The sequence below is a fragment of the Methylosoma difficile genome (genome assembly GCF_054657615.1).
In genome coordinates this window covers 100,631-117,019 of the sequence record NZ_BAAHYJ010000001.1, presented here as the reverse complement: position 1 = coordinate 117,019, position 16,389 = coordinate 100,631, and the positions used below count along the sequence as shown (strand labels likewise).

Genomic DNA, 16,389 nt, shown 5'->3' with positions numbered 1-16,389 from the left:
TATAAATGCAGAGTTCTATTGCTGGCTTATTAAAGCCTCGTTTGGTTGAGGTTGAGTCAAAGTCTCCCAATCATTCAAGGATTGTAATTGAGCCGTTAGAGCGTGGATTCGGTCACTCACTAGGTAATGCACTAAGACGGGTATTGTTATCTACAATACCTGGATGTGCAGTAACTGACGTAGAAATCGAAGGTGTGCTACATGAATACACCACAATCGAAGGCGTTCAGGAAGATGTAATTGATATTTTGCTTAATTTAAAAAAGCTATCAGTTATTTTGCACTCGAAAGATGAGGTTGAATTAAGTCTTTCTAAAACGGGTGCAGGTTGCGTTAAAGCATCGGATATAGTCTTGTCTCATGATGTCGAGATTGTTAACCCTGATTTGGTTATTGCCAATTTAACCCAAGCAGGCGTACTTAACATGAAGATTCGTGTTAGGCGCGGGAGAGGTTACGAGCCTGTAAGCGTAAGGAAATCTAATTCAGATCAGAGTCTTTCTGTTGGTACCTTGCAGTTGGATGCGTCCTATAGTCCTGTTGTAAAAGTCGCTTATCAAGTTGAAAGTACTCGTGTTGAACAAAGAACCAATTTAGATAAGCTTATTATTGAGCTTGAAACAAATGGTACTGTTGATCCTGAAGAAACTATTAAGCTTGCTGCAACTATATTGCATGACCAACTTTCTGTTTTCGTTGATTTTGAAAAAGAGATCGAGCAACCCGGATCCGATAAGGAAAATGAGCCTCGCCGCCCAGAAATTGAGCCTATTTTCTTACGCCCCGTTGATGATTTGGAATTAACCGTAAGGTCAGCCAATTGTCTGAAAGCTGAAAATATTTTTTACATTGGTGATTTGATTCAACGAACAGAAGTTGAGTTGTTAAAAACACCTAATTTAGGCAAAAAATCTTTAACTGAAATAAAAGATATTCTTGCTTTGAAGGGATTGTCCTTGGGTATGCGGTTGGAAAATTGGCCGCCAGAAAATCTTATCGACCAATCTAACGCAATAACACATTAATAATTAGGTCTTTCACAATGAGACATCGTAAATCCGGTAGAAAATTTAATATGAATAGTAGCCATCGTAAGGCGCTATTCAGTAATATGGCAAATTCATTATTTAAGCATGAGTTGATTAAAACGACTTTGCCTAAAGCGAAAGAATTAAGAGGCTTTGCCGAGCCTCTGATTACTCTGTCAAAAGATGATAGTGTTGCCAAAAGAAGGCTTGCTTTTGCAAAATTACGTGATCGCGATATGGTTACTAAGCTGTTTAATGAGTTAGGGCCACGTTATAAAAATCGTCCAGGTGGTTATTTGCGTATTATGAAATGCGGTTTTAGGCCGGGTGACGACGCGCCAATGGCTTATGTCGAGCTTGTTGACAGACCAGAATAAAACTAAAAAGCCGGTTTTCCCGGCTTTTTTTTTGCCTTGGACAAATGTGTTATTGTTGGCAGTAGTTAATTTGGCTTTATTGTTTATTTTCATTTTATGTTGTTTAAAAGAATAAATGATCGTTTGCAACAGTACTGGTTGTTGTGTCGTTTTGATAAGCCGGTAGGTATTTTTATTTTATTGTGGCCTACTTTGTGGGGGCTTTGGTTCGCGGCAAAAGGGATGCCTAATCCATTTGTTTTGTTTGTTTTTTGTGCTGGCGTCGTTTTAATGAGGGCGGCTGGTTGCGTAATTAATGATTATGCAGACAGAGATTTTGATCCACATGTGGCGCGTACCAAACTACGCCCTATCGCATCAGGGAAAGTTAAGCCAAATGAAGCTCTTTTGGTGTTTGGCTTTTTATCGCTCTTGGCTTTCGCTTTAGTTTTGATGCTAAATCTCTATACTATCTTGCTTTCGGTAGTGGGCGCGTTTTTGGCAGCCAGTTATCCTTTTATGAAGCGCTATACTTACTTGCCACAAGCTTATTTAGGGATGGCTTTTGGTTGGGCTGTACCAATGGCTTATGCCGCCCAGCTTAATCATATTCCGTTAGAGGCATGGTTGTTATATGCTGCAGTAGTCTTGTGGGCTTTGGTTTATGACACTATTTACGCAATGGTGGATAAGGATGATGATTTGAAAATTGGTGTCAAATCCACTGCAATTCTATTCGGCGATTACGATAGGCAAATTATTGCTGTATTACAATTAATGATTGTTTCTTTGTTAATAGTTGTGGCTTATTTGGAGGATTTGACCTGGCCATTCTATGTTGGCTTGTTGTTTGGGGGGCTTCATTTTCTTTATCAACAGTTTTTAATTGCGGGGCATGTAAAGCAAAAATGTTTCAAAGCATTTTTAATCAGTCACTGGTTTGCTTTGATGGTTTTTGTTGGTTTATTAGTAAGCTACCTTTAGGATAGAACTGAAAACTTAATAATGAGACGGTGGGATTTCTACTTTATCTATTGTTATAGTCGTAAAAGCGCCCCATCAAATCTGTTATACTTTGTTCCTCTAGCCGCTAGGCTGCCCCTCTTTAATTACCCATCATTTAGTTGAGCAAGTGGATTTAAAACATATAAGAAATTTTTCAATCATCGCCCATATTGATCATGGCAAGTCGACCTTGGCGGATCGCTTTATTCAGATATGCGGCGGTCTGTCAGACAGGGAAATGTCTGCCCAAGTATTGGATTCTATGGACATTGAACGCGAGCGTGGCATTACCATCAAGGCACAAAGTGTTACCCTTGATTTTAAGGCCAAAGATGGGGAAACCTATCAGCTTAATTTTATTGATACACCGGGGCATGTTGATTTTTCATACGAGGTTTCCCGTTCATTGGCTGCTTGCGAAGGCGCCCTGTTGGTGGTCGATGCTGCGCAAGGCGTTGAAGCGCAAAGTGTTGCTAATTGTTACACTGCAATCGATCAGGGCTTGGAGGTTGTGCCGGTACTCAATAAGATCGATTTGCCTTCCGCCGAACCCGAGCGAGTCCAATCTGAAATTGAAGAAGTTATTGGCATACCTGCCGATGAAGCTTTGATGATAAGTGCTAAAACAGGTCTTGGCGTGCTTGATGTTTTGGAGCAGTTGGTGGTCAAGGTACCGCCTCCACAAGGCAATATTGATGGGCCTTTGCAAGCTTTGATTATTGACTCTTGGTTTGACAGTTATTTGGGTGTTGTCTCGTTGGTTAGGATTGTCCACGGCAGTATCCGTAAAAAACAAAAAATCACGATCATGTCGACGGGAAAATCTTTTCTTGTTGATTCCGTAGGTGTGTTTACCCCAAAACGCCTAGAAAAGGATTTGCTGAATACAGGGGAAGTTGGTTACATGGTGGCTGGCATCAAAGATATTTTTGGTGCGCCAGTAGGTGATACTATCACTTGGACCGATAAGCCTGCCACTGAACAGCTCACTGGTTTCCAGCGCGTACAACCACGAGTCTTTGCTGGACTCTATCCGGTCAGTTCGGACAATTATGAAGATTTGCGTGAAGCCCTAAAAAAACTCAACTTAAATGATGCCGCATTGCAATTTGAACCTGAAACATCGCAAGCGCTAGGGTTTGGGTTTCGTTGTGGCTTTTTAGGTATGCTGCATATGGAGATCGTGCAGGAACGTTTGGAGCGTGAATACGATGTCGATCTCATTACGACTGCACCAACAGTTATTTATGAGGTTCTCACCCAAACCGGTGAGATCATTATGGTCGATAATCCTGCCAAGTTGCCTGATGGTGGTATTGTCAAAGAAATTCGTGAACCTATTATTCGTGCCAATATTTTCGTGCCTGAAGCTTACTTAGGCGGTGTCATTACCCTTTGTATTGAAAAACGTGGCGTACAGAAAGATATGCAATTTGCTGGCAGACAAGTGTCATTGCACTATGAGATGCCTTTAAGCGAAGTGGTGTTGGATTTTTTTGATCGCTTAAAATCAGTAAGCCGAGGCTTTGCTTCGTTCGATTATGAGTTTTTACGTTTCCAAGAAGCGGATCTTATCAAGCTTGATGTGATGATTAACTCTGAAAAAGTAGACGCCTTATCGATTATCGTCCATCGTGATATGAGCAGTACCCGTGGTCGTGATTTGGTCGAAAAAATGAAAGAGTTGATACCACGACAGATGTACGAGGTGGCTATCCAAGCTGCTATTGGTTCAAAAATTATCGCACGCTCGACTGTAAAAGCATTACGTAAAAATGTTACTGCAAAATGTTATGGTGGCGACATCAGCCGTAAGAAGAAATTGTTGGAAAAACAAAAAGCCGGTAAAAAGCGCATGAAACAAGTCGGCAGCATTGAAATCCCACAAGAAGCGTTCCTTGCTGTGTTACAGCTAAATAAGGAATAAACCCTTGCCCTTAACTTAACAACCAAGCTTATGGATTTTGACTTTGCATTTTTTTTATTGGTAGCAACCGTTGTCACCGGCTTGATTTGGGGCGGGTATTTGCTGTGGTTACGCCACACGGGCGAAGCTTATAGCGAAGAAACCCAGCCGGTCATGGTTGAATATGCGCGGTCTTTTTTTCCTGTTGTGCTGATTGTTTTATTGTTGCGCTCATTTTTGGCAGAACCATTCCGCATTCCCTCGGGGTCAATGATGCCGACTTTATTGGTGGGTGATTTTATTTTGGTCAATAAATTTACTTATGGCATTCGCTTACCTGTTATTAATAAAAAAATTATTGCCCTTAACGAACCGAAACGCGGAGATATTGTCGTTTTTCGTTTTCCTAATGACCCTACGGTAGACTACATTAAACGGGTTATTGGTTTGCCAGGCGATAAAGTTTCCTATGAAAATAAACAGCTGTTCATTAACGATGAGCCGGTTAAACAGGTTTCTTTAGGCGCTTTTCAAGGTGTTGGTCAAGGTGAAGATATGACGGGTGCGGAGCGTTTGCTGGAAGACCTGACTGGTGTTGAGCATAATATTTTGGTTCGACATGATGCGCCATCAGGAACGTTTGAATATGTGATTCCTCAGGGGCGTTATTTTGTTATGGGTGATAATCGCGACAATAGTAACGATAGCCGCTACTGGGGAACCGTGCCTGAAGAAAACTTGGTGGGTCGTGCGTTCTTCATTTGGATGAGTTGGGATTGGTCTTATAAGGGCGTCGCTTTTGACCGTATTGGCACAGTACTAAAATAATAAGAGCTGCTAAAATAGAGGCTGGCGTTCGTAAATATTAGGAGATATGGCTATGAAAACAAATGTTAATTTCCAAAACCAAAAGGGTTTGACTTTAATAACAATGATTCTTTTATTGGGGGTCATCGGTTTTTTTGTTTTACTCATCCTTAAAATTGGCCCCATTTATCTCGATCACGGTAAAGTCGTTGATGCATTGGCAGCAGTAAAAAGCGCCCCTGACTTTGACGAAATGAGTGAGCATGACATTAAGGATATCATATCAAAACGTTTTGATCTCAATTACGTTAAGGATGTAACACCTAAAGATATTGTTATCCAAAAATCAGGTGCTTACACAAAAGTTTCGATTGATTATGAGGTTATTGTTAAGATTTTTGGTAATTTAAGTGTGTTGGTTGAGTTTAGCGACGCAGTTGAGGCTGGTGTGGAGTGATTAAAAACGCTGACGAGCTGAGAAAGAAACTCGGCTTGGTTTTTAAAGATCCCGCATTATTTAAAACGGCATTGACGCATCGGAGCTTTAGCTCGCAAAACAATGAGCGCTTGGAGTTTTTGGGCGACTCAATATTAGGCTTTGTTATTGCAAAGGCGTTATACAACCATTTTCCCGATGCTAGCGAAGGTGTTTTAAGTCGCTTGAGGGCCAGTTTGGTTAACGAAAGCTCTTTGGCCGAGTTGGCCAGAAAACATAATTTGGGCGAGTATTTATTGCTGGGTTCTGGAGAGTTGAAAAGTGGCGGGTTTCGACGCGACTCCATTTTGTCTGACGCGCTTGAAGCCATTATGGGGGCGTTGTACAAGGATCAAGGTATTGATGCCTGCCAAGAATGGATTGAAAAGCTCTTCGCCGAAAAACTTAAAGGCCTAAGTTTAGAAAATTGGCAAAAAGATCCAAAAACCCAATTGCAAGAATATATGCAAGCACGCCGTTTGGATTTGCCTGATTACAGTTTAATCACAATGTCTGGACTTGCCCACGAACAAACCTTTAAAGTCAAATGCACTATTTCGCTATTGCCAGAGTCTTGTTTTGGCGCAGGCGTTTCCCGTAAAAAAGCCGAGCAGGCAGCTGCCGAAAAAATGCTCGAATTGTTAAAGGAAAAACAATGAATTGCGGTACAGTTGCCCTGATCGGTCGTCCTAATGTCGGCAAATCAACCTTGATGAACCATTTGCTGAAGCAAAAAATCAGTATTACCTCGCGTAAACCGCAGACGACACGTCATCGTATTTTAGGGATCAACACCAGCGAGCGTGGGCAAATCGTTTATATGGATACGCCGGGCATGCATAACAGCGAAAAGAAAGCGTTAAACCGTTACCTAAACCGAACGGCTGACACCACTTTATTAGGTGTGGATGTGGTGGTTTGGTTGCTTGATGGCTTGGTTTGGCAGGAATATGACGAGATCATTTTTAAAAAACTCGAGCAAGCCGGTTTGCCAGTGATTCTTGCCGTTAATAAGGTCGATAAAATTAAAGAAAAAGAAGCCATGCTGGCGTTTTTTGCCGACGCCCAAAAGCGATTTCCTTTTGAGCAGCTGGTGCCAATCTCGGCTTTAAAAAACACTAATCTTGATGTCTTGGAAAATCTGCTTTACGACTTATTGCCTGAACAGGAATTGCTCTACCCTGAGGATCAAGTCACCGACCGATCTGAACGCTTTCTGGCGGCGGAAATTATTCGTGAAAAATTGACCCGCCGATTGGGGGCAGAGTTGCCATACGAACTGACGGTTGAAATCGAGCGTTACGAGGAACATCCTGGTCTCAGCAAAATATACGCAATTATTTGGGTGGAGCGGATGACGCAAAAAAACATCGTCATTGGTAAGGAAGGCGAAATGCTGAAGAACATCGGCACAGAAGCGCGTCTTGATATTGAACGGCTTATCGATCAAAAGGTTTATTTGCAGTTATGGGTAAAAGTAAAATCCGGCTGGTCAGATAATGAACGTGCTTTGCTAAGCTTAGGCTTTAATGACTGAAACGGTTTATTTACAACCAAGTTACATCTTACAAAAACGCCCTTACCGCGAAACGAGCCTTATTTTGGATGTGCTGACGCGCGATTATGGTCGTCTGTCTTTAATTGCCAGAGGCGTTCACAAAGCCAAATCCAAAACGTCTGGATTGTTGCAGCCTTTCGTTCCCCTGAATGTTTCTTTTCTCGGCAACGGCGAGTTAAAAGTCCTAACCACGGTTGAAGCCCATCCTGTTGATAATTCCCTTACCGGCATGGCTTTTTACTGTGGATTTTATCTCAATGAGTTGTTAGTCTATTTTTTGCACAATAACGATCCTCATGCGAAAGTGTTTGCAGCGTATCATGAATGTTTGCAAAAATTAGCCCGTGAAGAAGTTTTTGATGGTGTTTTGCGTATTTTTGAGCTGCAACTGCTAGAGGCTGTCGGTTATGGCTTGCCATTACAATACGACCAGCATGGTCAACTCGTGCTGCCATGCAAAAATTATTTTTTCGATCCTGAGCGCGGAGCTGTCTTGCATGAGCAAGGTGCGTTTTCCGGTGCGACATTATTGGCAATGCATCATCAGCAATTGCAAGGCGCAAGGCAGCTTGCAGAAGCTAAAGCGTTGATGCGCCACCTTATCGACTTCCATTTACAGGGGCGGGAATTGAAAAGCCGCGCCGTCGCCAATCAAATTTTCAAACAACTGAATGTATGAACAAACAACCCATTTTATTAGGTGTCAATATTGACCATGTCGCCACCTTGAGGCAAGCCAGAGGGACGCGTTATCCAGAGCCGGTACAAGCGGCTTTGTTGGCTGAGCAGGCCGGTGCTGATGGCATTACTGCGCATTTGCGTGAAGATCGCCGCCATATTCAAGACCGGGACATTCATTTGCTTAAAGCCATGCTGAATACCCGATTGAATCTGGAAATGGCGGTGACTGAAGAAATGTTGGCAATCGCCGAATCAGTTCGGCCTTATGCCTGTTGTTTGGTGCCGGAAAAACGCACCGAACTGACGACAGAAGGTGGGTTGGACGTTGTGGGGCATTTTGCTGCGATGCAACTGGCATGCAAGCGTTTGGCGGATGCGGGTATTGAAGTGTCACTGTTTATTGACCCCGAAACCTCTCAAATTGATGCAGCAGTTGCTGCAGGTGCGCCGGTTATTGAATTGCATACCGGTTGTTATGCGGATGCGTCTACGCGTGAAGCGCAACAGCAAGAATTGGCTAGGTTAAAGGAGGCGGCGCGTTATGCGTTCGGCAAAGGGTTGCAGGTCAACGCCGGTCACGGTCTTCATTTCCATAATGTGGAAGCGATTTGTGCAATACCGGAAATTGTTGAGCTGAATATTGGTCATGCCATTATCGCCCAAGCAGTATTTTCAGGATTAACGCAGACGGTGCGCGATTTGAAAGCTTTGATGCGGCAGGCAAGGGCTGCTGTTTGAGGTTGATCGGTGATGGCGTTAACGTTGCCATCACCAAAATAAAAAACCTTATTGGGTTCTAAATCCGTGTTTTTGCATGCGGTACAGCAGCGTATCGCGGCTTAGGCCAAGTAATCGTGCAGATTGGCTGCGATTGCCTTGGGTGCGGCTGAGTGCTTGGCTGATTAAATCGGCCTCTAGTTTATCCAGTTGTAAGCCTGTGTCCGGTAAAACAAAGCCAGCCGTTTTGGTGGTGTTTTTAGGGTTGGTGATTTCGCTGGGCAGGTTGCTGGGTTCGATAATGTTGCCTGACAGTAAAATGCTTAAGCGCTCACATAGGTTACGCAGTTCACGGACATTGCCAGGCCAGTGGTAAGTCTTAAGGGCTTTAATGGCATTTTTGCTGAAACTGGGAGGGGTAATGCTGTGGGTGTTGGCGAACAAGCTAATAAAGTGTTTTGCCAAATGTTCGACATCTTCGGTACGTTGCGCTAATGGCGGTAACTCAATAGGAACGACGTTAAGACGGTAGTACAAATCGCTGCGGAAATCTCCAGCAGCAATCTGGTCGTTCAAGTCGGTGTTAGTGGCGGCGATAATACGGACATCGACCTTAACGGGCGACGTTTCGCCAACCGGTAAGCATTCGCCGGAATCAAGGAAGCGTAATAGCTTGCCTTGAACCGATAAGGGCAGCGAATTGATTTCGTCAAGAAACAGCGTGCCGCCGTCAGCCGCTTGGAAAAGCCCTTGCGAGCCATTGCTGGCACCGGTGAAAGAACCCTTTTTATGACCGAACAATTCCGATTCAATCAGGCCTTCGGGCAGGGCGGCACAGTTTAAGGTGATGAATTTTTTGTTGGCGCGGCTGCTGGCTTTTTGAATGGCGGTTGCCAAAACTTCTTTTCCAGTACCGGTTTCGCCTTTTAAGAGAATGGTCACATCGGTTGATGCGGCAATTTTCGCACTACGGATAAGCGAATCCAAAGCGGGCGATTGACCAATAATCGTTTTGAAATGATCCATGGATGCCTCTTTTAATGGTTACCTAAATGATGGTTAGTAAAGGCCAAGGGGTTAAGCCAAGGCAGTGCCGCCAGTAATGCCAGCCCAATCATAAACAGACCAATGGCTTGTTTGAACCCACGCATTTTAGACAGCCTCGTTAGAACACCCGTCATTATACCCACTCCCATAACGGCTGGTAAAGTACCTAATCCAAAAGCCAGCATAGTCAATGCACTTTTGCTGATGTCACCTGCGGTTGCCGCCAAGGCCAAGGCGGTATAGACCAAGCCGCATGGCAGCCAGCCCCAGACCATGCCAAACAAATAAGCCTGTAAACGGTTTTTTACAGGTATTAACTTGCGTCCAATGGGTTCTATTTTTTTCCAGACATGGACGCCAAATTTTTCGATATAAGCAAAGCGCGGAAACCAACCGGCAATGTAGAGGCCTGCGCTAGCCATGACAATAGCCGACAAGATTTGCAGTAAACGATGCCCATTTATATCGCCCAATTGTACGGTGATAATGGTTTGGATAATCCCTGCCAACGCCCCCGCCAAGGTATAGCTGCTAATTCGCCCTAAGTTATAGTTGAACACAAACGGCAAGAGCAGGGCCTTTTTATTACGGATTTCCTGGCTGAGGCTTAGTGTCAGCGTGCCGATAATAGAACCGCACATGCCAATGCAATGCATGCTACTGAACAAGCCCATGACAAACGCGACCAGATAAGAACTGCTAAATTGCGGATCAAATTCCATAATCGACGAATAAGGGTGGCGGGGGAGGTGGGGTCATGTTAGTTAAATTGGCTAAGGATTTGGCTTTGGATTTTTTCTGCCATAGCTTTGCGGTCTTGCGCGTCGCGGATGGGTCGGCCTACTACGATGTAATCTGCGCCGCCTTGGAAGGCCATCTCTACGCTGGCTACACGGTTTTGGTCGTCTTCTTCGCGGTTATCGACGGGTCTGATGCCGGGGGTGATGACCAGCAGTTTGTGGTCTAAGTTTTCCCGTAACAAGGGAGCTTCCAGACCCGATGACACGACACCATCGCAACCGATGGCCAAGGCACGTTTGGCGCGTGAAAGCACCAGATTTTGCACATCACATTGGAAGCCCAGATCGTCAAGATCGCCACGATCCAAGCTGGTTAATGCCGTGACAGCCAGCACTTTCAAATCACCTTTGTCTTTGACGGCGGCTTCCATAATGGCATCGTTGCCGTGAATGGTTGCCAAATCAACACCTTTGCTGCTTAAGGCTTTAATGGCGCGGCCTACGGTGGCAGGAATGTCAAAAAACTTTAGGTCAACAAAGACTTTCTTGTCGCGTTGTTTAAGCCATTCAATAAAGCCGAAATAATCGCCGGACATGAACAGCTCCATGCCCACTTTATAAAAAATGACCGAGTCGCCTAATTCTTCAACCAAGGCTTGCGCTTCGGGAATGCTGGCGACATCCAAAGCCATGATGAGGCGTTCACGGACGGGGATAGGTTTTTGGGAACGAAATGACGGCTGCATGATATTAAGAAAAGCTAAAAGACCGCTATATTAACCGAACTTGATTTATCGGTGAATGTTAAAATCACCGGATACCACTTCTAAAGGCAATTATGCACACCACTTTGATCCAAATGAGCTTGTTGATGGCCTGCGGAGCGTGTTGGCGGTTGTTTAAGCCGGCTGGTTTAAGCGCCGAACAAACCCGATTGGTGCTGACAACGGTTGTCTATTATTTGCTGCTCCCGGCTTTGGTGCTGAACGTGCTTTGGCGGGCTGATATTGGTTTGCAATCGTTTCAATATACCTTTTTGGGGATGAGCTGCGTACTCATGGGATTGCTGTCCATGTGGCTGGTCGGGCGGTTGCTGCGCTTAAAAAACAATCGGTTGGGCGCAACGATGCTGGCGGCGGCATTTCCCAATACCACGTATCTAGGCTTGCCGGTTTTGGAACAAAGCTTTGGACCTTGGACGCGTTCGGTGGTGATCCAGCTGGATTTGTTTGCCACCACGCCGTTGTTGTTCACCTTGGGCGTGATCCTAATGCGCCATTTTGGCGATGCTTCGGCGCAAAACGACAAACCCGTGTTGGCGTATTTGAATGCCCCACCATTTTGGGCGGCAGCGGTGGCAGTCACGCTGAATTTAAGCGGCGTTGCCGAACCCGATTGGCTTGAAGGTTTGTTGCAAACCTTATCTTCCGGTGTCGTGCTGCTGATGCTGTTTTCTTTAGGGTTAGCACTTACTTGGCAATCCGTCACGTTAAAAAACTTGCCCTACGTGATACCGGTCATTGCTATAAAAATGCTGCTGATGCCTTTGTTGGCCTTATTTTTGGTCGGTCATTTAAGTTTGCAAGACAACTACAAAGCCGCTGCTGTGTTAGATTTGGCAATGCCCAGCATGGTATTGGGCATTGTGTTTTGTGACCGCTACCACTTGGACAGCGCCTTGTACGCCATGACAGTGACCGTCACCACAGCCCTCAGTCTCATCAGTCTGCCGCTTTGGTATGCGCTGCTGACCGGACAATAACACCGACAACTTTAACTTTATTAGGTGGATTGATATGACCATCAGCATTTACCACAACCCGCGTTGCGGCAAATCCAGACAAACCTTGGCTCTGCTGAAAGAACGAGGCCTGGAGCCAACCGTCATCGAATATTTAAAAACGCCGCCCACGGTGCAGCAATTGGATGAAATCCTGCAAAAACTAAGCATGGAACCCCGCGCGCTGATGCGTAAAAAAGAAGCGGAATACAAAGCCAATCAACTTGACGATCCTGCCCTCGACAGGCAAGCCCTGTTGGCGGCGATGGTTGCCTATCCTATCCTGATCGAAAGACCTATCGTATTGGCGAACGGCAAGGCGGCAATAGGCCGTCCACCTGAAGCTGTGTTAACTATCCTGTGAGCAAGCCCATGACCCGTATTTTGATTTTATATGTCTCCCGTCACGGCATGACCGCACAAATGGCCAACCAAATTGCCCGTGGCGTGGAATCGGTTGCCGGTGCTGAAGCGGTGATCCGTACCGTACCCGATGTCTCCACAGTTTGCGAACAAACTGCACCCCGCATTCCTGCCGAAGGCGCGGTTTACGCCACCTTGGACGACCTTAAAAACTGTGACGGTTTGGCGATGGGCAGCCCCACCCATTTTGGCAATATGGCGGCACCGCTGAAATATTTTCTCGATGGCACCACCGCGCTGTGGTTTTCGGGTGCATTGGTTGGCAAACCGGCGGCGGTCTTCACCTCCACCGGCAGCATGCACGGCGGGCAAGAAAGCACCTTGCTGAGCATGATGCTGCCTTTGTTGCACCAAGGCATGATGATTTTAGGATTGCCCTATACCGAAAATGCCCTCCGTGAAACCACCACCGGCGGCACACCCTACGGTGCCAGCCATGTGGCAATGGGCGACGAAGGCTTAAGCGACCATGAAAAAAATCTCTGCCGTGCCTTAGGCGCACGTTTGGCACAAACCGCAACGCGCTTAAAAACACATGACCATTAAAACCGATATTTTCCACCACTTGGCGCTCGCCGCATTTATCGGCCTGTTTGTTTTGCTGATGCTATGGCCCACGGTGCTGATGCCGCCGGTCGATTTTCCGGTCGCCTTGCGTTTGCTGATAACCGTCACCCCTTTACTGCTGCCGATGCGCGGTTTTTTGCACAAACAGCTCAAACCGACCTCGTGGATGGCTTACGTCAGCCTCATCTACTTCATCCACGGCAGCATCGAAGCCTACGCCAGCACCGACGGACGCGTTTATGCCCTGCTGGAAACCGCCTTAAGCCTGGTGCTGTTTTTCGGCGCAGCCTTCTATGTGCGCGGCATGAAAAAACACTAACATGGCAGAACAACTTCCCTTAGCGTTCGAATTCTGCGCCAACCAAAGCTTCAGCGACTTTTACCCCGGCAGCAACCAAGAAGCGCTAACGCATTTACAAGCCTGTGCAACCGGTATGGGCGAAGCGCAAATCTTCCTTTGGGGCGAGTCTGGCCTAGGCAAAAGCCATCTATTACAAGCCTGCTGCCAACAAGCCAACCAACAAGGCTTATCGGCCTTTTATTTCGCCTTTGCTGCTGAAAACTTGCCCGATCCAGCGTTATTAATCGGCTTAGAAAAATTGGATTTGGTGTGTTTGGACAATATCGACGCACTGGCAGGCCATAGCGATTGGGAATTGGCTTTATTCAACTTCTACAACCAACACCGCAGCTTGGCGCACCACCTCATCCTCGCCGCCAACAACCCACCCGACCAACTCGGCATCAAACTGCCCGACCTAAAAACCCGCCTCAACTGGGGGCTAACCTTAAAACTGCAACCCCTGCAAGACCAAGACAAAATCGCCGTGCTGATGTTTAAAGCCGGACAACTCGGTTTTGACATTTCCCCACAAGTCGGACGCTTCCTGCTCACCCATTTCGACCGCGACCTACCATCGCTCTGGGCATTGCTAGACAAGCTGGATAAAGCCTCGCTAGCAGCACAGCGCAAGTTGACCATTCCTTTTTTGAAGCAAGTGCTTAGAGGTTAAAAGAAGGGTGCGAATCGTTGTTGGTGATGCAAGGATCTGCTCTGATAACCTATATTGCAAAAGTAGAATGGATCAATAAATTTTTTTATCGGTTGGTGCGAGTATAGTGGGTCAATAGGCTTACTATTACTGTGGATATAGTTCCACTCAACTCAACTTAAGATAAAGGAATCATTGATGAACACACCTACATTGATAAAAGTTTGGGACTTGCCATTACGCATCTTTCACTGGTTGCTGGTATTGGCTTTTACAGTTGCCTATTTGACCGAAGATGAGTTGCTCGACCTTCACGTTTGGGCGGGCTATTTAGTGTTTGGCCTCTTGTTGTTTCGTTTGATTTGGGGTTTTATTGGCAGCTATTATTCGCGGTTCAGTAGCTTTTTGTGTACACCAGCGGCATCTATCGCCTACCTCAAAGACGTTATCGCCTTAAAACCCAAACGCTATTTAGGCCATAATCCGGCCGGTGCCGCGATGATTGTGTTATTGCTGGTCAGTTTATTAATGACGACATTAAGCGGTTTTGCTGTTTACGGAGCCGATCAAGGTGCGGGTCCATTAGCGGGGATAGGTTCCGCGAATGAAAAAATCTGGGAAACAGTACATGAGTTGTTTGCCAATTTTACGCTGGTGTTAGTTGTTGGACATATTGCTGGCGTGGTGGTTGAAAGTCTTATCCACAAAGAAAGTTTGGCAAAAGCGATGGTGACGGGAAAGAAAAAATCCCTAGATGAATAACCACATGGTTGTCTTCAAAAAACCATCATCAAAATTTGAAATTGGCATTGTCAGTCTGCTTTGTATCTGTGAATAGGCTGCTTTATTGACGTTATCTCATCACGATGATCTTTATATATTTTAATCCATGACCATAAACGTTTTAGTAATCGGCACAGGTGCCGTCGGTGGTTTTTACGGCGCGTTGTTGGCAAAAGCGGGCGCTCGTGTGTCGGTGTTGTGCCGCTCCGATTATGCTGTGGTTAAACAACACGGTTTCAGCATCAACAGCACTTTAGGCAATTGGCAGTTTAAACCCGCACAGGTGGTGGCAAAAATTGCTGATTACCAAGGTGTCGCCGATGTGGTTTTGCTTTGCACGAAAATCATTCCAGCTATTGATCGGGTGGCGTTAATCCGCGAGGCAGTTGGTGACAACACCGCGATTGTTTTTATCCAAAACGGCGTGGCGATTGAAGCTGAGCTGCAAGCGGCATTCCCCAATCATGAAATCGTCAGTGCGTTGGCGTTTTTGTGCTGCAACCGCACTGCGCCAGGACAAATCCAGCATTTGGCTTACGGGCGTTTGGTGTTGGGCAATTTACCGGGATTTGTCAGCGTCAAAACTGAGCTGCTTGCCGAGTTGTTCCGGCAAGCGGGCATTGCTTGCGAAACCACTGCCGACATTGTCGCGGCGCGTTGGCAAAAATGTATTTGGAATGCGCCGTTTAATCCGTTGTCGGTATTGTCCGGCGGTTTGCCGACCTTGGCGATTTTGCAAAGCCAAGAAGCCTTGGTACGGGAAATTATGCAAGAAGTGGTCGCGATTGCCGCAGCAAGTGGGCATCACTTTGCTGAGGACATTATCGACAAAAATATCGACTTGACTTACAGCATGCCGCCTTATAAAACCAGCATGTTGTTGGATTTTGAACGTGGGCAGGCGATGGAGACGGAAGCCATTTTGGGCAATGCCGTCCGTGCCGCGCAGCTTAGGGGCGTTCCTTGCCCGCATTTGCAGTCCTTGTACGGTTTGTTAAAGCTGCGCGAACTGCAGCTTAGTTTGACCGGTAAAAAATATAATCTGCCGAATAGCTGATGCGTTTTTCGCTGCCTAAGTGGTTGCTATCGCAACCGCCCGTTGGCGACAAGCCGCCTTGGGTGTGGATACGGCTGATGTAGCTGGCTTGGGTGAACAGGCTTTCGCCTTTATGACCGATGATTTTGACCAGCATCCAAGGTATCGACTCGCCTTGGGTAATGTCCAAACGCGCGATGATTTTGCCTTGCACGCGGCTGCCTTCTTTGTATTCCCAGATGGGACCCTTGTAATGTTTACCGACGATGCTGCCAGTTTGGTCGAACAATTGCGCGTCGGGCGCTTGGATTTGCCACGCGTATTCGCCGTTGTTGAGGGTGCATTGGTAAATCTGCACGCCTTCGCCGTAAACCGATAAATACGGCACATGGCCTTCCGGCGCTTTAACCGCTTCGGGGATTTCAATATTGGCAAAGCCAAGACTGGGCAGGATTGCCAATAATAAAGTCAGATTTTTTAGCATGCTT

Annotated in this window: 21 protein-coding genes; 17 read left to right on the top strand and 4 right to left on the bottom strand. The window is 46.0% G+C overall.

Annotated elements, in window-relative coordinates; all coding sequences use genetic code 11:
• Positions 1–5 precede the first annotated feature (5 nt).
• The 10 genes from ACYQ1O_RS00605 (at position 6) to pdxJ (ending at position 8,554) form a co-directional block, all read left to right on the top strand.
• The gene (locus ACYQ1O_RS00605) at positions 6–1,025 is read left to right on the top strand and encodes a DNA-directed RNA polymerase subunit alpha (RefSeq protein WP_459989535.1); all 1,020 of its coding nucleotides are present in this window, start codon (positions 6–8) and stop codon (positions 1,023–1,025) included.
• Between the two features lie 17 nt (positions 1,026–1,042).
• Positions 1,043–1,405 (top strand): 50S ribosomal protein L17, encoded by a 363-nt coding sequence (rplQ, locus tag ACYQ1O_RS00600; protein WP_459989534.1) that lies wholly within the window; start codon positions 1,043–1,045, stop codon positions 1,403–1,405.
• Positions 1,406–1,501: 96 nt separating this feature from the next.
• Positions 1,502–2,368, top strand: coding sequence for a 4-hydroxybenzoate octaprenyltransferase (gene ubiA, locus ACYQ1O_RS00595; RefSeq protein WP_459989533.1), 867 nt, complete (start codon positions 1,502–1,504; stop codon positions 2,366–2,368).
• Positions 2,369–2,516: 148 nt separating this feature from the next.
• On the top strand, positions 2,517–4,316 hold the full coding sequence (gene lepA / locus ACYQ1O_RS00590; RefSeq protein WP_459989532.1) for a translation elongation factor 4: 1,800 nt from the start codon (positions 2,517–2,519) through the stop codon (positions 4,314–4,316).
• A gap of 30 nt (positions 4,317–4,346) precedes the next feature.
• Positions 4,347–5,123: a signal peptidase I gene (gene lepB, locus ACYQ1O_RS00585; protein WP_459989531.1), complete on the top strand. Its 777-nt coding sequence runs from the start codon at positions 4,347–4,349 to the stop codon at positions 5,121–5,123.
• Between the two features lie 52 nt (positions 5,124–5,175).
• A complete protein-coding gene (locus ACYQ1O_RS00580; protein ID WP_459989530.1) occupies positions 5,176–5,559 on the top strand; it encodes a DUF4845 domain-containing protein in 384 nt (127 codons plus the stop codon).
• Complete coding sequence (gene rnc / locus ACYQ1O_RS00575; RefSeq protein ID WP_459989529.1) at positions 5,556–6,236, top strand: ribonuclease III; 681 nt, start codon at positions 5,556–5,558, stop codon at positions 6,234–6,236. Before ACYQ1O_RS00580 ends, rnc begins: the two co-directional genes overlap by 4 nt.
• Positions 6,233–7,114, top strand: a complete 882-nt coding sequence (gene era, locus ACYQ1O_RS00570) for a GTPase Era (RefSeq protein WP_459989528.1) — start codon at positions 6,233–6,235, stop codon at positions 7,112–7,114. The genes rnc and era overlap by 4 nt, the downstream gene beginning before the upstream one ends.
• Positions 7,107–7,814: a DNA repair protein RecO gene (gene recO / locus ACYQ1O_RS00565; RefSeq protein WP_459989527.1), complete on the top strand. Its 708-nt coding sequence runs from the start codon at positions 7,107–7,109 to the stop codon at positions 7,812–7,814. The genes era and recO overlap by 8 nt, the downstream gene beginning before the upstream one ends.
• Positions 7,811–8,554 (top strand): pyridoxine 5'-phosphate synthase, encoded by a 744-nt coding sequence (gene pdxJ / locus ACYQ1O_RS00560; RefSeq protein WP_459989526.1) that lies wholly within the window; start codon positions 7,811–7,813, stop codon positions 8,552–8,554. The genes recO and pdxJ overlap by 4 nt, the downstream gene beginning before the upstream one ends.
• A gap of 48 nt (positions 8,555–8,602) precedes the next feature.
• On the opposite strand, the gene ACYQ1O_RS00555 is transcribed toward pdxJ, so the two are convergent.
• Genes ACYQ1O_RS00555 through pyrF form a run of 3 tightly spaced genes read right to left on the bottom strand, consistent with a single transcriptional unit; the run spans position 8,603 to position 11,066 of the window.
• Complete coding sequence (locus ACYQ1O_RS00555; protein ID WP_459989525.1) at positions 8,603–9,559, bottom strand: sigma-54 interaction domain-containing protein; 957 nt, start codon at positions 9,557–9,559, stop codon at positions 8,603–8,605.
• 11 nt (positions 9,560–9,570) lie between these two features.
• Positions 9,571–10,302 carry a sulfite exporter TauE/SafE family protein gene (locus tag ACYQ1O_RS00550; RefSeq protein WP_459989524.1) on the bottom strand — a complete coding sequence of 244 codons (732 nt, stop codon included), beginning with the start codon at positions 10,300–10,302 and terminating at the stop codon, positions 9,571–9,573.
• A 38-nt stretch (positions 10,303–10,340) separates the two neighbouring features.
• On the bottom strand, positions 10,341–11,066 hold the full coding sequence (gene pyrF, locus ACYQ1O_RS00545) for an orotidine-5'-phosphate decarboxylase (protein WP_459989523.1): 726 nt from the start codon (positions 11,064–11,066) through the stop codon (positions 10,341–10,343).
• Positions 11,067–11,158: 92 nt separating this feature from the next.
• Here pyrF and ACYQ1O_RS00540 point away from each other — a divergent pair, with 92 nt between their 5' ends.
• From ACYQ1O_RS00540 to ACYQ1O_RS00510, 7 genes are all read left to right on the top strand, one after another.
• On the top strand, positions 11,159–12,082 hold the full coding sequence (locus ACYQ1O_RS00540; protein WP_459989522.1) for an AEC family transporter: 924 nt from the start codon (positions 11,159–11,161) through the stop codon (positions 12,080–12,082).
• A 34-nt stretch (positions 12,083–12,116) separates the two neighbouring features.
• Entirely contained in the window at positions 12,117–12,464 is a 348-nt protein-coding gene (arsC, locus tag ACYQ1O_RS00535; RefSeq protein WP_459989521.1) for an arsenate reductase (glutaredoxin), read from the top strand.
• 8 nt (positions 12,465–12,472) lie between these two features.
• The gene (gene wrbA, locus ACYQ1O_RS00530) at positions 12,473–13,069 is read left to right on the top strand and encodes an NAD(P)H:quinone oxidoreductase (protein WP_459989520.1); all 597 of its coding nucleotides are present in this window, start codon (positions 12,473–12,475) and stop codon (positions 13,067–13,069) included.
• Entirely contained in the window at positions 13,059–13,409 is a 351-nt protein-coding gene (locus tag ACYQ1O_RS00525) for a DUF2069 domain-containing protein (protein WP_459989519.1), read from the top strand. Before wrbA ends, ACYQ1O_RS00525 begins: the two co-directional genes overlap by 11 nt.
• Before the next feature lies 1 nt (position 13,410).
• Complete coding sequence (gene hda, locus ACYQ1O_RS00520) at positions 13,411–14,103, top strand: DnaA regulatory inactivator Hda (protein WP_459989518.1); 693 nt, start codon at positions 13,411–13,413, stop codon at positions 14,101–14,103.
• 177 nt (positions 14,104–14,280) lie between these two features.
• Positions 14,281–14,844, top strand: coding sequence for a cytochrome b/b6 domain-containing protein (locus ACYQ1O_RS00515; protein WP_459989517.1), 564 nt, complete (start codon positions 14,281–14,283; stop codon positions 14,842–14,844).
• Positions 14,845–14,971: 127 nt separating this feature from the next.
• The gene (locus tag ACYQ1O_RS00510; RefSeq protein WP_459989516.1) at positions 14,972–15,922 is read left to right on the top strand and encodes a ketopantoate reductase family protein; all 951 of its coding nucleotides are present in this window, start codon (positions 14,972–14,974) and stop codon (positions 15,920–15,922) included.
• On the opposite strand, the gene ACYQ1O_RS00505 is transcribed toward ACYQ1O_RS00510, so the two are convergent.
• Positions 15,882–16,385, bottom strand: coding sequence for a DUF3455 domain-containing protein (locus ACYQ1O_RS00505; protein WP_459989515.1), 504 nt, complete (start codon positions 16,383–16,385; stop codon positions 15,882–15,884). The genes ACYQ1O_RS00510 and ACYQ1O_RS00505 overlap by 41 nt on opposite strands.
• Positions 16,386–16,389: the final 4 nt, after the last annotated feature.

Excerpts from the sequence above, each read along its gene's own strand:
- ACYQ1O_RS00525 (WP_459989519.1), top strand. The coding sequence starts at position 13,059 with ATGACCATTAAAACCGATATTTTCCACCACTTGGCGCTCGCCGCATTT.
- ACYQ1O_RS00550 (WP_459989524.1), bottom strand. The coding sequence starts at position 10,302 with ATGGAATTTGATCCGCAATTTAGCAGTTCTTATCTGGTCGCGTTTGTC.
- ACYQ1O_RS00510 (WP_459989516.1), top strand. The coding sequence starts at position 14,972 with ATGACCATAAACGTTTTAGTAATCGGCACAGGTGCCGTCGGTGGTTTT.
- pdxJ (WP_459989526.1), top strand. The coding sequence starts at position 7,811 with ATGAACAAACAACCCATTTTATTAGGTGTCAATATTGACCATGTCGCC.
- lepB (WP_459989531.1), top strand. The coding sequence starts at position 4,347 with ATGGATTTTGACTTTGCATTTTTTTTATTGGTAGCAACCGTTGTCACC.
- pyrF (WP_459989523.1), bottom strand. The coding sequence starts at position 11,066 with ATGCAGCCGTCATTTCGTTCCCAAAAACCTATCCCCGTCCGTGAACGC.
- ACYQ1O_RS00555 (WP_459989525.1), bottom strand. The coding sequence starts at position 9,559 with ATGGATCATTTCAAAACGATTATTGGTCAATCGCCCGCTTTGGATTCG.
- ACYQ1O_RS00540 (WP_459989522.1), top strand. The coding sequence starts at position 11,159 with ATGCACACCACTTTGATCCAAATGAGCTTGTTGATGGCCTGCGGAGCG.
- era (WP_459989528.1), top strand. The coding sequence starts at position 6,233 with ATGAATTGCGGTACAGTTGCCCTGATCGGTCGTCCTAATGTCGGCAAA.
- recO (WP_459989527.1), top strand. The coding sequence starts at position 7,107 with ATGACTGAAACGGTTTATTTACAACCAAGTTACATCTTACAAAAACGC.
- ACYQ1O_RS00515 (WP_459989517.1), top strand. The coding sequence starts at position 14,281 with ATGAACACACCTACATTGATAAAAGTTTGGGACTTGCCATTACGCATC.
- wrbA (WP_459989520.1), top strand. The coding sequence starts at position 12,473 with ATGACCCGTATTTTGATTTTATATGTCTCCCGTCACGGCATGACCGCA.
- ubiA (WP_459989533.1), top strand. The coding sequence starts at position 1,502 with ATGTTGTTTAAAAGAATAAATGATCGTTTGCAACAGTACTGGTTGTTG.
- ACYQ1O_RS00580 (WP_459989530.1), top strand. The coding sequence starts at position 5,176 with ATGAAAACAAATGTTAATTTCCAAAACCAAAAGGGTTTGACTTTAATA.
- ACYQ1O_RS00505 (WP_459989515.1), bottom strand. The coding sequence starts at position 16,385 with ATGCTAAAAAATCTGACTTTATTATTGGCAATCCTGCCCAGTCTTGGC.
- hda (WP_459989518.1), top strand. The coding sequence starts at position 13,411 with ATGGCAGAACAACTTCCCTTAGCGTTCGAATTCTGCGCCAACCAAAGC.
- rplQ (WP_459989534.1), top strand. The coding sequence starts at position 1,043 with ATGAGACATCGTAAATCCGGTAGAAAATTTAATATGAATAGTAGCCAT.
- ACYQ1O_RS00605 (WP_459989535.1), top strand. The coding sequence starts at position 6 with ATGCAGAGTTCTATTGCTGGCTTATTAAAGCCTCGTTTGGTTGAGGTT.
- arsC (WP_459989521.1), top strand. The coding sequence starts at position 12,117 with ATGACCATCAGCATTTACCACAACCCGCGTTGCGGCAAATCCAGACAA.